Source organism: Anaerofustis stercorihominis (genome assembly GCF_024623185.1).
Taxonomy (GTDB): domain Bacteria; phylum Bacillota; class Clostridia; order Eubacteriales; family Anaerofustaceae; genus Anaerofustis.
Genome location: NZ_JANJZK010000009.1, coordinates 41,896 through 55,311 on the forward strand (window position 1 = coordinate 41,896; position 13,416 = coordinate 55,311).

The 13,416-nt window shown below is 33.2% G+C and carries 20 protein-coding genes; all 20 read left to right on the top strand.

The genetic code is table 11. The annotated features are described in order from the left end of the window. Positions 1-5: 5 nt before the first annotated feature. The gene (rpmD, locus tag NSA01_RS06625; protein ID WP_007050821.1) at positions 6-203 is read left to right on the top strand and encodes a 50S ribosomal protein L30; all 198 of its coding nucleotides are present in this window, start codon (positions 6-8) and stop codon (positions 201-203) included. 14 nt (positions 204-217) lie between these two features. Then, positions 218-661, top strand: a complete 444-nt coding sequence (gene rplO, locus NSA01_RS06630) for a 50S ribosomal protein L15 (protein ID WP_257480703.1) — start codon at positions 218-220, stop codon at positions 659-661. Position 662: 1 nt separating this feature from the next. After that, positions 663-1,919 (top strand): preprotein translocase subunit SecY, encoded by a 1,257-nt coding sequence (secY, locus tag NSA01_RS06635; RefSeq protein WP_257480704.1) that lies wholly within the window; start codon positions 663-665, stop codon positions 1,917-1,919. A gap of 13 nt (positions 1,920-1,932) precedes the next feature. Beyond that, positions 1,933-2,580: an adenylate kinase gene (locus NSA01_RS06640; protein WP_007050824.1), complete on the top strand. Its 648-nt coding sequence runs from the start codon at positions 1,933-1,935 to the stop codon at positions 2,578-2,580. After that, positions 2,580-3,329 (top strand): type I methionyl aminopeptidase, encoded by a 750-nt coding sequence (map, locus tag NSA01_RS06645; protein WP_257480705.1) that lies wholly within the window; start codon positions 2,580-2,582, stop codon positions 3,327-3,329. Before NSA01_RS06640 ends, map begins: the two co-directional genes overlap by 1 nt. Positions 3,330-3,342: 13 nt before the next feature. Beyond that, complete coding sequence (locus tag NSA01_RS06650; protein ID WP_007050826.1) at positions 3,343-3,612, top strand: hypothetical protein; 270 nt, start codon at positions 3,343-3,345, stop codon at positions 3,610-3,612. A 14-nt stretch (positions 3,613-3,626) separates the two neighbouring features. After that, positions 3,627-3,851, top strand: a complete 225-nt coding sequence (gene infA / locus NSA01_RS06655) for a translation initiation factor IF-1 (RefSeq protein WP_007050827.1) — start codon at positions 3,627-3,629, stop codon at positions 3,849-3,851. 26 nt (positions 3,852-3,877) lie between these two features. Further along, positions 3,878-3,991, top strand: coding sequence for a 50S ribosomal protein L36 (rpmJ, locus tag NSA01_RS06660; RefSeq protein ID WP_002509257.1), 114 nt, complete (start codon positions 3,878-3,880; stop codon positions 3,989-3,991). Between the two features lie 119 nt (positions 3,992-4,110). Beyond that, positions 4,111-4,479, top strand: coding sequence for a 30S ribosomal protein S13 (rpsM, locus tag NSA01_RS06665; protein ID WP_257480706.1), 369 nt, complete (start codon positions 4,111-4,113; stop codon positions 4,477-4,479). 40 nt (positions 4,480-4,519) lie between these two features. Next, positions 4,520-4,915 carry a 30S ribosomal protein S11 gene (gene rpsK / locus NSA01_RS06670; RefSeq protein WP_007050829.1) on the top strand — a complete coding sequence of 132 codons (396 nt, stop codon included), beginning with the start codon at positions 4,520-4,522 and terminating at the stop codon, positions 4,913-4,915. Positions 4,916-4,975: 60 nt separating this feature from the next. Beyond that, complete coding sequence (gene rpsD, locus NSA01_RS06675; protein WP_257480707.1) at positions 4,976-5,602, top strand: 30S ribosomal protein S4; 627 nt, start codon at positions 4,976-4,978, stop codon at positions 5,600-5,602. Positions 5,603-5,658: 56 nt separating this feature from the next. Next, the gene (locus tag NSA01_RS06680; RefSeq protein WP_257480708.1) at positions 5,659-6,606 is read left to right on the top strand and encodes a DNA-directed RNA polymerase subunit alpha; all 948 of its coding nucleotides are present in this window, start codon (positions 5,659-5,661) and stop codon (positions 6,604-6,606) included. Positions 6,607-6,633: 27 nt separating this feature from the next. Beyond that, positions 6,634-6,981: a 50S ribosomal protein L17 gene (rplQ, locus tag NSA01_RS06685; RefSeq protein ID WP_039945550.1), complete on the top strand. Its 348-nt coding sequence runs from the start codon at positions 6,634-6,636 to the stop codon at positions 6,979-6,981. Positions 6,982-7,116: 135 nt separating this feature from the next. Then, positions 7,117-7,950, top strand: coding sequence for an energy-coupling factor transporter ATPase (locus NSA01_RS06690; RefSeq protein ID WP_257480709.1), 834 nt, complete (start codon positions 7,117-7,119; stop codon positions 7,948-7,950). After that, a complete protein-coding gene (locus NSA01_RS06695) occupies positions 7,941-8,780 on the top strand; it encodes an energy-coupling factor transporter ATPase (protein WP_257480710.1) in 840 nt (279 codons plus the stop codon). Before NSA01_RS06690 ends, NSA01_RS06695 begins: the two co-directional genes overlap by 10 nt. A gap of 11 nt (positions 8,781-8,791) precedes the next feature. Next, the gene (locus NSA01_RS06700) at positions 8,792-9,607 is read left to right on the top strand and encodes an energy-coupling factor transporter transmembrane component T family protein (RefSeq protein WP_257480711.1); all 816 of its coding nucleotides are present in this window, start codon (positions 8,792-8,794) and stop codon (positions 9,605-9,607) included. Beyond that, positions 9,607-10,341 (top strand): tRNA pseudouridine(38-40) synthase TruA, encoded by a 735-nt coding sequence (gene truA / locus NSA01_RS06705; RefSeq protein WP_257480712.1) that lies wholly within the window; start codon positions 9,607-9,609, stop codon positions 10,339-10,341. Before NSA01_RS06700 ends, truA begins: the two co-directional genes overlap by 1 nt. Positions 10,342-10,502: 161 nt before the next feature. Further along, a complete protein-coding gene (gene rplM, locus NSA01_RS06710; RefSeq protein ID WP_117532795.1) occupies positions 10,503-10,943 on the top strand; it encodes a 50S ribosomal protein L13 in 441 nt (146 codons plus the stop codon). A gap of 10 nt (positions 10,944-10,953) precedes the next feature. Then, the gene (gene rpsI, locus NSA01_RS06715; RefSeq protein ID WP_257480713.1) at positions 10,954-11,346 is read left to right on the top strand and encodes a 30S ribosomal protein S9; all 393 of its coding nucleotides are present in this window, start codon (positions 10,954-10,956) and stop codon (positions 11,344-11,346) included. Between the two features lie 883 nt (positions 11,347-12,229). Then, on the top strand, positions 12,230-13,411 hold the full coding sequence (locus NSA01_RS06720) for an iron-containing alcohol dehydrogenase (protein WP_257480714.1): 1,182 nt from the start codon (positions 12,230-12,232) through the stop codon (positions 13,409-13,411). Positions 13,412-13,416 lie beyond the last annotated feature (5 nt).

Genomic DNA, 13,416 nt, shown 5'->3' on the forward strand with positions numbered 1-13,416 from the left:
GGAGCGTGAGAGAATTGGCTAAAGAAAAACAATTAAAGATTACGCTTAAGAAGAGCTTAATAGGTAGAAACGAAAGACAAAGAAAAAGTATTGAAGCATTGGGACTTAGAAAAATCGGTCAAACTGTTTTAAAACAAGATAATGCTCAAATCAGAGGTATTTGTCAAAAAATGGACTTCATGTTAGACGTTGAAGAAATATAATAGGAGGTGTTAGTATGAGATTACACGAGCTAAAACCTGCTGAAGGTTCAACAAGAAAGACAATTAGAAAAGGTAGAGGTACAGCTACAGGCAGAGGAAAAACTGCCGGTAGAGGTCAAGACGGACAAAAATCACGTTCAGGCAGTGGTGTTAGACCGGGTTTTGAAGGTGGTCAAATGCCACTTACAAGAAGAGTTCCTAAAAGAGGCTTCTCTAACTATCCTTTCAAAAAAGAATTTGCTATCGTAAATCTTGATAGATTAAACGATCTTGAAAAAGATACTGTAGTAACTAATGATCTTTTAAAAGAACTAGGTATGGTTAAAAATAAATATGAATTTGTTAAAGTTTTAGGCGAAGGAGAAATAAAAGTTCCTTTGACCGTTAAAGTAAATAAAGTAAGTAAATCGGCTAAAGAAAAGATTGAAGCAGCAGGCGGGAAGGTAGAGGTATTATAAAATGCTTACAACTATCAAGAATGCTTGGAATATTCCTGAACTAAGGAAAAGAATTTTATTTACTCTTGCTATGTTATGTATATTCAGACTTGGTGGCTTTATAGCCGTGCCATTCATAGATACTGCTGCTGTAGATACTATGGTAAATAATAATTCAATGTTTGGATTACTTAACATAATATCGGGTAATAACTTTAGAACATTCTCAATATTTGCTATGTCGATAACACCATATATCAATGCATCTATTATTTTGCAGTTATTGACAATAGCTATTCCGGCGTTAGAAAGACTTTCCCATGAAGGGGAAGAAGGAAGAAAGAAAATTTCTTCTTACACTAGATATTTGACTGTTGTTTTAGCATTAATACAAGCGTTAGGTATTGCATTCAGTTTTAAACAAATATTAACGACTGACAGTGCATTTACCGTAGCAGTGGTGGCACTTACCATTACGGCAGGTACGTCCTTCCTGATGTGGCTTGGTGAAAATATTACGGAACATGGTATCGGTAACGGTATATCAATACTTATTTTTGCCGGTATTATAGCAAACATTCCATCAGCTCTAGGTTACTTATATGAACAAGTAACTTCAGGCTCAATTACAGGAGTACTTTTAGTAATATTCCTTGTATTTGTAATTTTAGTTATAGCCGGAGTTGTTGAAATCAATGAAGGTGTCAGAAAGATACCTGTTCAGTATGCAAAAAGAGTTGTAGGCAGAAAAATGTACGGCGGACAAAATACTCACATCCCGCTTAAGATAAACCAATCAGGTGTTATGCCTATAATCTTTGCGAGTACGATTACAATGTTCCCTGCAACATTGGCGTCATTCTTCCCTAACTGGGGATTTGCGGCATGGCTAAGTAAAGCTCTTGCATGGGGTGGCGCAGCGTCTACTATACTTTATGTAATTCTAATAGTATTCTTTACTTATTTTTATACTATTGTTACATTCAATCCTGATGATGTTGCAAAGAACTTGAAACAATATGGTGGATTTATTCCCGGAATAAGACCGGGACATTCTACAATTGTTTATTTAAAAAGAACATTAAACAGACTTATGGTTGCGGGAAGTATATTCCTTGTTGTAATAGCGGTACTTCCGATAATCGTGGGTAATGTAATGGATCTTAGTTTACAATTCGGTGGTACAAGTTTACTTATCGTTGTAGGTGTTGCTCTTGAAACTGTAAATCAATTAGAACAACAAATGATTATGAGAAATTATAAAGGTTTCTTGAAATAGTAGGTGATATAAAATGAAATTAGTACTTTTAGGCCCTCCTGGAGCAGGTAAGGGTACACAAGCCAGTAGAATAGTTGATAAATATAATGTGGTTCATATCTCTACAGGAGATATATTCAGAAAAAATCTAAGCGAAAATACACCTCTTGGTAAAAAGGCTAAAGAATATATGGATCAAGGACTGCTGGTTCCCGATGACGTAACTGTTGAAATGGTTGAAGACAGATTATCTTGGCCGGATATTACTGATGGCTATATGTTAGATGGTTTTCCAAGAACTATTTCACAGGCTGAATCTTTAGATAAAATTCTTGATAAAGCTGGTGACAAGTTAGACTTAGCCCTTTGTATAGAAGCAGATTATTCACTACTTACTAAGAGAATTACTGGAAGAAGAATGTGTAAATGTGGTGAAACTTATCACGTAGAATTTCATCCGCCGAAAGTAGAAGGCATTTGTGATAAATGCGGCGGCGAGTTATATCAAAGAGATGACGATAAAGAAGATACTGTAGTTAAAAGATTAAAAGAATATGAAGAAAAAACACAACCTCTTGTAGACTATTACGAGAAACAAAATATTTTAAAAACTGTGAATGGATCAAGAACAGTTGATGAAGTATTTGAAGATATTTCAAAGATTCTTGATGAGTGTAAATAATGATTGTACTTAAATCTGATCATGAAATTGACCTAATGAAAAAAGCGGGTAGTATAACTGCAAAGGCACACGATGCTGTAAAGAGATATATCAAACCCGGAATGAGTACACTTGATTTAGATAAATTGGTTGAAGATGTTATCTTGACCAATAATGCTACACCGGCTTTTAAAGGTTATATGGGATTTCCTAAAAGTATTTGTTCTTCAATCAATGACGAAGTTGTACATGGGATACCGGATAAGAAAACCATAATAAATGACGGCGATATAGTAAGCGTCGATATCGGTGCTTTCTATGACGGATATGTAGGAGATCAGGCTAAAACTTACATGGTAGGAAATGTAAGTGAAACAGCTAAGAAACTTGTTGAAGTTACAAGACAAAGTTTCTTTGAAGGTCTCAAATGTGTTAAAGAAGGATATCGTATAAGTGATATTTCCAGGGAAATTCAAAATTATGCCGAGAGTCATGGCTTTAGTTTAGTAAGAGACTATACTGGGCATGGCGTAGGACAGGAAATGCATGAAGATCCCGCTGTTCCAAATTACGTTGGTGCAAGAAAAGGTCCGAGACTTCAAAAAGGAATGACAATTGCAATAGAACCTATGGTAAATGAAGGAACATACGATGTTCACGTTCTTGATAACGGTTGGACGGTAGTCACTGATGACGGAAAACTTTCTGCACATTATGAACATTCAGTAGCCGTAACGGACGGGGATCCGATAATTCTTACATTATTATAATGAGGATTTGATTATGGACTATAATGTTGGTGATATTGTTATATCGAAAGCTGGTAGAGACAAAGGTTCTTTTCTGGTCGTTATTGGTTTTTTGGACGATGATAAACTTTTATTAGCGGATGGTAGGCTAAGAAAAACAGAAAATCCAAAAAAGAAAAAAATTAAGCATATTACTAAAATAAATGCTAAAAGTACATTAATTTGTGATAAAATAAAATGTAATGAGAAAATTCCCAATGCGCTTATAAGAAAAGAGATTGAGAGAATTAAAGAAGAAATTTAGGAGGATGTGTTTTAGTGAGTAAGAGTGATTATGTGGAAGCTGAAGGAATTGTTCTTGAAGCAATGCCTAATACAACTTTTAAAGTAAAGTTAGACAATGGACATGAAATTACAGCACATATATCTGGAAAATTAAGAATGAACTACATTAAAATATTACCGGGAGATAAAGTAATTTTAGAAATTTCCCCTTATGATTTGACAAAAGGAAGAATTATTTGGAGAGAAAAAGGCAGATAAAATTACTAAAGTAGGAGGATAGAATTATGAAAGTAAGACCTAGCGTAAAACCTATTTGCGAAAAATGCAAAGTCATTAAACGTAAAGGTAAAGTAATGGTAATTTGTGAAAATCCTAAACACAAACAAAAACAAGGTTAATTAATTTGATATAAAGTATTTTGTCGCGGCTGGATTTATCTGACAAGATCTTATATATATATAATAGTAAATAAATAGTAATATTAAAAACTAAAAAAAATCATACGGAGGTGCAATTGATGGCGAGAATAGCCGGCGTGGATTTACCTAAAGATAAAAGAGTAGAAATAGGTTTAACTTATATCTACGGAATTGGTCAAGCTACTTCAAATAAGCTTTTAGCTGAAGCTGGAATTAATCCGGATACAAGAGTAAAAGATTTAAGCGAAGAAGAAGTAAACAAACTTCGTTCATTAATAGATGAAAAAGTTACCGTTGAAGGTGACTTAAGAAGAGAAGTTTCACTTAATATAAAAAGACTGATGGAAATTGGTACTTACAGAGGGTTAAGACATCGTAGAGGATTGCCAGTTAGAGGTCAAAAGAGCAAAACAAATGCCAGAACAAGAAAAGGCCCTAAGAAAACTGTAAGTAGAAAAAGCAAATAATAGATAGATATTATTCTCACAAACTAAGGAGGATTTAGAATTGGCTGCAAAGAAAGTAGTTAGAAGAGGAAAGAAAAAAGTTAAGAAGAATATTGAAAAAGGACAAGCGCATATCCGCTCTACTTTTAACAATACAATAGTTACTTTAACTGACGTTGCAGGTAATGCTTTGGCATGGTCAAGTGCCGGAGAATTAGGCTTCAAAGGTTCAAGAAAAAGTACTCCATACGCTGCACAATCAGCTGCAACAGAAGCTGCTAAAAGAGCTATGGAACACGGTTTGAAAACAATTGATGTATTCGTAAAAGGACCAGGTTCAGGAAGAGAAGCTGCTATCAGAGCACTTCAGGCTGCCGGACTTAACGTTATTTCAATAAAAGACGTTACTCCTATACCACACAATGGTTGTAGACCACCAAAACGCAGAAGAGTTTAATTTAAAAATATAAATTAATATAAACAATTAAGATAATATTTAATTGGAGGTAAAAAATTAATGGCAAGATATACTGAAGCGTCATGTAGACTTTGTAGAAGAGAAAATGAAAAACTTTTCTTAAAAGGATCTAGATGTTACTCAGATAAATGTGCTTTTAATAGAAGACCGACTGCTCCAGGACAACATGGAAGCAAAGGCTCAAAAATGAGTGAATACGGTGTTCAATTAAGAGAAAAACAAAAAGTAAAAAGAATTTATGGTGTTTTAGAAAAACAATTTAGATTATATTTTGATAAAGCAGAAAGAAAACCTGGTGCAGCTGGTGAAAACTTAATTTCACTATTAGAATCTCGTTTGGATAACGTTGTTTACAGAATGGGATTTGCTTCATCTAGAAAAGAAGCTAGACAATTAGTTAGACATAACCACTTTTTAGTAGATGGTAAGAAAGTTAATATTCCATCTTTCAGTGTAAAAGAAGGTCAAGTGATTAAAGTAAAAGATGATTCTAGAAAATCAAGCAAATTTAAAGAAATCGCAGAAATGAATGAAACAAAAGTTCCAGCAGCATATACACAAGTCGATATGGAAAAAATGGAAGGTAAGATGATTACCGCTCCTACAAAAGCAGATATCGAAATTCCTATTGAAGACCATCTAATTGTCGAATTATATTCTAAATAAGAATATATGTTTTATACATTATTGGTTAGATTTATGGAATTGGGAGGTTTTATTATATGTTAGAATTTCAAAAACCTAATATTGAGATTGCAGAGATTAGTGCAGATAGAACTTATGGAAAATTTGTTGTAGAACCCCTTGAAAGAGGATATGGGACTACGATTGGTAATTCTCTTAGAAGAATTATGTTATCATCTCTTCCTGGCGCTGCTGTAACTAACGTTAAGATTGAAAATGTATTACATGAATTTGCTACCATTGACGGTGTTGCGGAAGATGTATTACAAATTATATTGAATTTAAAAGATTTATCTGTAAAGTTACATGCTGACGGACCCGTGGATGTACACATACATTCAGAGGGTGAAGGAGAAGTAACCGCAGGTGATATTATCTGTGACAGTGATGTTGAAATTGTAAATCCTGATTTGCATATCGCATCTCTAATGGCTGATGCTGTTCTTGATATGACTATCACTATTGATAGCGGAACAGGATATGTTCCAAGTGAAAAGAACAAAAAAGAAGATATGCCTATAGGTACACTTCCTGTAGACAGTATTTTTACACCTGTAAAGAAAGCTAATTTTGCAGTTGAAAATACTAGAGTGGGAAATGTAACAGACTATGACAAACTTACTATTGAAGTTTGGACTGACGGAACAATTTCTCCTGAAGAAGCGGTTTCTCTTGCAGCTAAAGTAATTAACGATCATCTTCAATTATTTATTGATATGAATGCTAATTTACCAAACGCAAGTTTAATGGTTGAGAGAGAAGAAAACGAAAAAGAAAAAGTTTTAGAAATGTCAATCGACGAATTAGAACTTTCTGTTCGTTCCAGCAACTGCTTGAAGAGAACAAGCATTAATACTGTTGAAGAATTAATTTCAAGAAGTGAAGAAGACATGTCTAAAGTAAGAAATCTCGGTAAGAAATCTTTAAATGAAATAAAGAAAAAGCTTGCTGAAATCGGATTATCTTTTAGACAAGGTGATGAATAATAAACACACTAATAAAGGAGGTTTATGATGGCAGGATATAGAAAACTTGGTAAAGCTAGCGATAAAAGAAAAGCTATGCTTAGAGGTTTAGTAACTGACACACTTAGATATGAAAGAATAAACACTACTCTATTTCGTGCAAAAGAAGCAAGAAAAATAGTTGACAAAATGATTACGCTGGGAAAACGCGGCGACTTACATGCAAGAAGACAAGCTCTTTCGTACATTTATGACAAACGTGTTGTAGACAAATTATTTAACGAAATTGCACCTAAATATGAAAATAGAGACGGTGGATATACAAGAATTTATAAGCTTGGCGCCAGACGTGGTGACGGTGCCGAAACAGCAATTTTAGAGTTAGTAAGTGAATAATCAAATAAAAAATAGTACAAAGGGACAGTTTAAATCACTGTTCCTTTAGCACTATAATATAGGAATTATAAATGTGTATAAAATATGGATAAATTAAATATATACTTTTATAATACTTATAAGCAGGGTTATAAAATGGAAAAAATGATTGAAATAAAAAATGTAAGTTATTCATATAAAGGGGCAGAGGGAGAAGCTAATATTGAAGCCTTAAAAGATGTTTCTCTTTCTATTAATAAAGGTGAATTTATAGGTATAATTGGGCGTAACGGTTCGGGTAAATCTACTTTAGCTAAGCTTCTCAATGGTATATTGATACCTCACGAAGGCGATATCTTAATAAATGGTATGAATACCAAAGATGAGGATAAAATCTGGGATATTAGGCAGTCCGCGGGGATGATATTTCAAAATCCCGATAATCAAATGGTAGCGACTATTGTTGAAGAGGATGTTGCCTTCGGTCCCGAAAATCTTGGTATAGAGCCTAAAGAAATCCGTAATAGGGTTGAAGAAGCTCTTTTGAGTGTAAGAATGAGTGATTTTAGAGATAAGAAACCTCATGAACTTTCAGGAGGTCAAAAGCAGCGTATCGCTATAGCCGGAATTCTTGCAATGCAGCCGGAGTGTATAATCCTGGATGAGCCTACTGCGATGTTAGATCCAAAGGGGCGAAAAGAAGTTATAAATACAATAAAGAAACTTAATGAAAAAGGAACTACAATAATTTTAATAACACACTATATGGAAGAAGTAGTTTCTGCGGATAAAGTATTTATCTTGGACAGAGGAGTCAAAGCTTTCGAAGGCACTCCGAGAGAAGTCTTTTCAAAGGGTGATATGCTTAAAGATTTAATGTTGGAGCCTCCTTATGCAACTAAGGTTGCTTATGAGTTAAAGAAATTAGGGAAAATAAAGAACGAAAAAATTCTCACACTTGATGAATTAGTGGAGGAAATATGTCAGTAAAAGTAGTAGATTTATGCCATACTTACGGCGAAAACAGTATATTTGAATTTAAAGCTTTGAATAACATAAATTTTGAAGTAAGAAGCGGAGAACTGATAGGTATCATAGGACATACAGGGAGCGGAAAATCCACATTGATACAACATATCAACAGGTTATTAACACCTACGAGCGGTGAAATATATTTGGATGAACTAAATATAAACGAAAAAGGCGTTCTTATGAAAGATATTTGTTCCAAAGTCGGGCTTGTCTTTCAATATCCGGAGTATCAGCTTTTTGAAGAAACCGTTTATAAAGATATAGCTTTCGGACCGAAAAATATTGGCATGGAAGATATTGACGGTACTGTTAAGAATTCGATGGCTATGGTCGGTCTTGATTTCGAAACATATAAAGATAAATCTCCATTTGAACTTTCCGGAGGGCAAAAAAGGAGAGTTGCCATAGCAGGCGTTATAGCTATGGATCCCGATATTTTGATTTTAGATGAGCCTGCAAGCGGACTGGATCCGGTTGGAAGGAAAGAAATACTCGATAATATTTATAAACTTCATAAAGATAATAAACTTACAACTTTTTTAGTCTCTCATTCGATGACAGATGTATGCGAATATGCCGGTAAAATAATGGTTTATTCAAATGGAGAACTTAAACTTTTTGATGAGCCTAAAGAAGTATTTAAGGAAGTTAAACTACTTAAAGAAATAGGTTTAAGTATTCCCGAAGGAAAAGAGTTAATGTTAAAGTTAAAGGAAAAAGGACTTGATGTAAATACGGATTTATTTACATTTGAAGATGTAGTTAAAGAAATAGATAAACTAATTTAAGGAAATATAATATGTTAAATGATATTACAATAGGTCAATATTATCCGACAGGGTCTATCATTCATAGACTTGATCCCAGAGTTAAAATATTTGTAACATTTCTATACATGATTTTATTGTTTGTGGTTAAATCATTTATAGGTTTTTTAGGCATGTTTCTGCTTCTCGTTATTCCGGTAGTATTATCAAAAGTTCCCGTCAGTTATCTATTGAAAGGTCTTAAAGGTCTGATAATAATCATTCTTTTTACCGTCTGTCTAAATATGTTTATGACACCGGGGACTGTCTTATATAAAATAGGATTTCTAAAAATAACCGATAATGGACTTAGAAATGCGATATTAATGGCAGTGAGACTTATATTGCTCGTAACCGGAACATCTTTATTGACACTGGTTACTTCTCCGATATCTCTTACCGATGGTATGGAAAGACTTATGAAAAAAGTCCCTTTAGTAAAAAATTACGCTCATGAGCTTGCAATGATGATGAGTATAGCCTTAAGATTTATACCTACACTTATGGAAGAGACTACAAGGATAATAAATGCACAAAAATCTAGGGGTGCGGATTTTGAAAGCGGGAATATAATTTCAAGAGCCAAAGCGTTTATCCCTGTCCTTATACCTCTTTTTTTATCTGCGTTTCAAAGAGCCGAGGATTTAGCTCTTGCCATGGAAGCCAGATGCTACAGAGGCGGGGAAAACAGAACAAGAATGAAAGAATTAAAATATTCCAAGGCTGATAGTTACGCATATATGTATGGAGCTTTAATGTTTATATTTACAGTTGCTACAAATATTCTTCATACCAAGGGGATTTTATAATGCGAAATATTCTCCTTACAATAGAATATGACGGGAAGAACTATGTCGGATGGCAAATGCAGAATAATGGTATTAGTATAGAGGAAGAAGTTAAAACTGCAATAGAGAAGCTTACAAAAGAAAAAATAAAACTATATGGAAGCGGAAGGACCGACAGCGGAGTTCATGCTCTTGGACAAGCCGCAAGCTTTTATACAAATTCAAATATTGATATTAAGAAGATACCATATGGAATAAACTCTTTTCTTCCCAGAGATATAAGAGTAATTAAAGCGGAAGAAAAAGAAATAGACTTTCATGCCAGATATAGTGCGAAAGGTAAAGAATATATTTATCTTATTTATAACAGAAGTATAATGAACCCAATATACGATGGAAGAGCGAGCCACGTGTTTTATAAGCTTGATTTGGATAAAATGAAAAGAGCGAGTAGAGATTTGATTGGTATACATGATTTTGCCGGGTTTATGGGAAGCGGGAGCAGTGTAAAAAGTACTGTAAGGAAAATTTATGATATAGATATTTCTAAAGATAATGATTTGATTAAGATAAAAATTTCGGGAAGTGGTTTTTTATATAATATGGTGAGGATTATCGTTGCGTCTTTGATTGATATTGGAAGAGGCAGATTTGATGAAACCAGGATAAAGGAAATCCTTGAAACAAAACAAAGAAGTATGGCAAATGTGACAGCACCTGCTGTCGGGCTGTACTTAAATAAAGTTTTTTACTAAAAACCGCTTATAATGTGAAAAATATGTTGACATAAAAGGAAAAATAATCTAAAATAAATAGGCTAGATATTTTATAAGTGTCGTTAGCCCCGTACTTGATAAAATATAAAAGCAGGAAAATTAAATTAAAATATTATAAGTTATTGTGGAGGTTTAACGAAATGTTAACAAAGTCAACTGGTATTGCTAAACCCCAACAAATTGATAAGAAATGGTATGTAGTAGATGCTGAAGGCAAAACACTAGGTAGATTATGTAGTGAAATCGCCAAAGTATTAACAGGTAAAAATAAACCATGCTATACACCTAATATTGATACTGGGGATTATGTAATTGTAATTAATGCAGAAAAAATTCATCTAACAGGAAATAAACTATTAGATAAAAAATATTATAGACACACCGGATATCCAGGCGGAAGGAAAGAAGTTGCTTACAAAGATTTGATTGCAAACAAACCTGAATTTGTAATCGAAAAAGCAGTAAAAGGTATGCTTCCAAAGAATAAACTTGGAAGACAACAAATAAAGAAATTGAAAGTATACGCAGGAAGTGAACATGAACATGCAGCACAAAAACCTGAAGTACTTAATATAAAGTAGGAGGGAATAGATGGCAGAGCAAGTTATGGCTACGGGCAGAAGAAAAAATTCTGTTGCGAGAGTAGTTTTAAAACAAGGTAACGGTAAAATAACTATCAATGGTAGAGACATCGAAGAATACTTTGGTGGAAATGATACACTAAAATTAATCGCTAGACAATCATTGGTTCTAACAAATAGTGCTGATAAATTTGACATTAGTGTTAATGTTTACGGCGGTGGTATATCTGGTCAAGCCGGAGCAATCAGACATGGTATTTCTAGAGCTTTAGTTGCTGAAAATCCTGATCTTAGAAAAGAAGTTAAAAAAGCAGGTTTCTTAACTAGAGATTCAAGAATGAAAGAAAGAAAGAAATATGGTCTTAAAAAAGCTAGAAAGGCTCCACAATTCTCAAAAAGATAATATATCATATATATTTAAGAACAGCGAAAAGCTGTTCTTTTTTTGACTTCTCCATGGTTTTGCTTTAGCAAAACCATATGCGTTTTAAATATTTAAAACGCATTATTAAAACAAAGTCCATCGGACTTTGTTTTAATGGAGAAACATTCGCAAACTTTTTTCAAAAGTTTGCGAATGTAAGTGAGTCAATAAATAAGAATTAGTATAGGCGAAGCCTATAAATTAATATGAGTAAATTTCTAATGAAATTTACGAATGGAAGTAGCAATAAATTAAAACAATGATAAAGATGTTATTTTAATGGAGAAACATGAGCAAAACTTCTAAGGAAATTTACGAATGATAAGTAGCTTTCAAATAAAGAATTAGCGGACATTTCCTAAATGGAGAGACATGAGTAAACTTTAAAAAAAAGTTTATAAATAAAACAAATGGATAAATTAGACAGCACAGAATAAAGCTTATCAATATAAATATAAGTAAATCATATCCAAAACTGTAAAAATCTAATATATAGTAATGTTTATGAAATAATTTCAATAAGTTATAAGTGTTTTTATAAAAACGTGTTATTAAATATAAAAAGAGTTTGTAAATATAAAATATAGTAGAAAATATCATAAATCAAATTTAATATTTTGACGTTTACTTTCATAAATATAGAAATTAATTAAAGTTTTTTTAATTATATGAGCATAAATATATATTTTTAATATGAATAATAAAGATATACTAAAAAGTGTTATTTATTTTTAACGTTGATTTGTGTCATTTTTTTACATCTTATTCAGTAAAAATATGGTAAAACATTGTAGGTATAAAAATACTATGTTGAAAAATCATAATTATGTGTTAAAATATGGATAAAAGCAGGAGGTTTGTTATGAGCGGCTTTAATTTGGTAGTCCCAAGTAAGATTATATTCGGAGAGGGAAAAATACATACTTTAAATAAATACATTTTAGAATATGGTGATAATATTCTCTTTTTATGCGGGAAGACTTCATTAAAGGCGTCCGGAATGTATGATAAAATAATTGAAAACTTTGAAAGTGATAGTATCAGTTATGAAATACATTCTATCAAAGAAGAACCGAGTGTAGAGGTCATAGATAATCTTGCAAGCGAATATAGAAATAAAAGAGTGGATGCGATCGTAAGTATAGGAGGCGGAAGCGTAATCGATACCGGCAAAGCACTAAGCAGTATGCTTAAGGAAGACGGAAGTATCAAAGATTTTCTTGAAGGTGTTGGTACTAGAACACCAAGCGGAAAGAAAATCCCTTTTATTGCAGTTCCGACTACAAGCGGTACAGGCAGTGAAGCTACGAAAAATGCGGTGATTAAAGGGATGGACGGTGAAGTTAGATTTAAAAAGTCTATAAGACATGATAATCTTATGCCTAATGTAGCTTTGGTAGACCCGGTGCTCACTTTAAACTGTCCTAAGAATGTAACAATGCAAAGCGGGATAGATGCTTTTTGCCAGCTTCTGGAAGCTTATATATGTACCAATTCCAATACCTTTACCGATATGCTTGCCGAAAAAGGTTTAAAAAGAATGTGTGAAAGTCTTCTTGGTGCATATAATAATGGAGAAGACCTTGATTCAAGAAATGATGTAGCATATGCTTCATTATTGTCAGGTATCTGTATGGCAAATGCGGGACTTACCACTATTCATGGTTTTGCTGGGGTTATCGGTGGATTTTATGATAACATTCCTCACGGAGCGATTTGTGCAAGTTTACTTCATGGTGCTACCGTTGTTAATCTTCAAAAGATAAAAGATTTTGAACCTAATAATCCTGCTGCGTATAAATACGCAAAGATCGGAGCATTCTTAATGGATGCCAACTATTCTCCCGACAGGCATGAAGTATTTTTCAGAGCTGTCGTAGATACTTTAAAAAGCTGGAATGAAGAGATGAACATACCTAGACTTTCGGATTTTAGTATTGAAGAAGATGATTTTTGGAAAATACTTGAAGAAGCAAAACAAAGATATAATCCTGTTAAACTTTCTAACAGTGAAATGGAGAAAATATTAGAATATAGTTATTAAAGGAG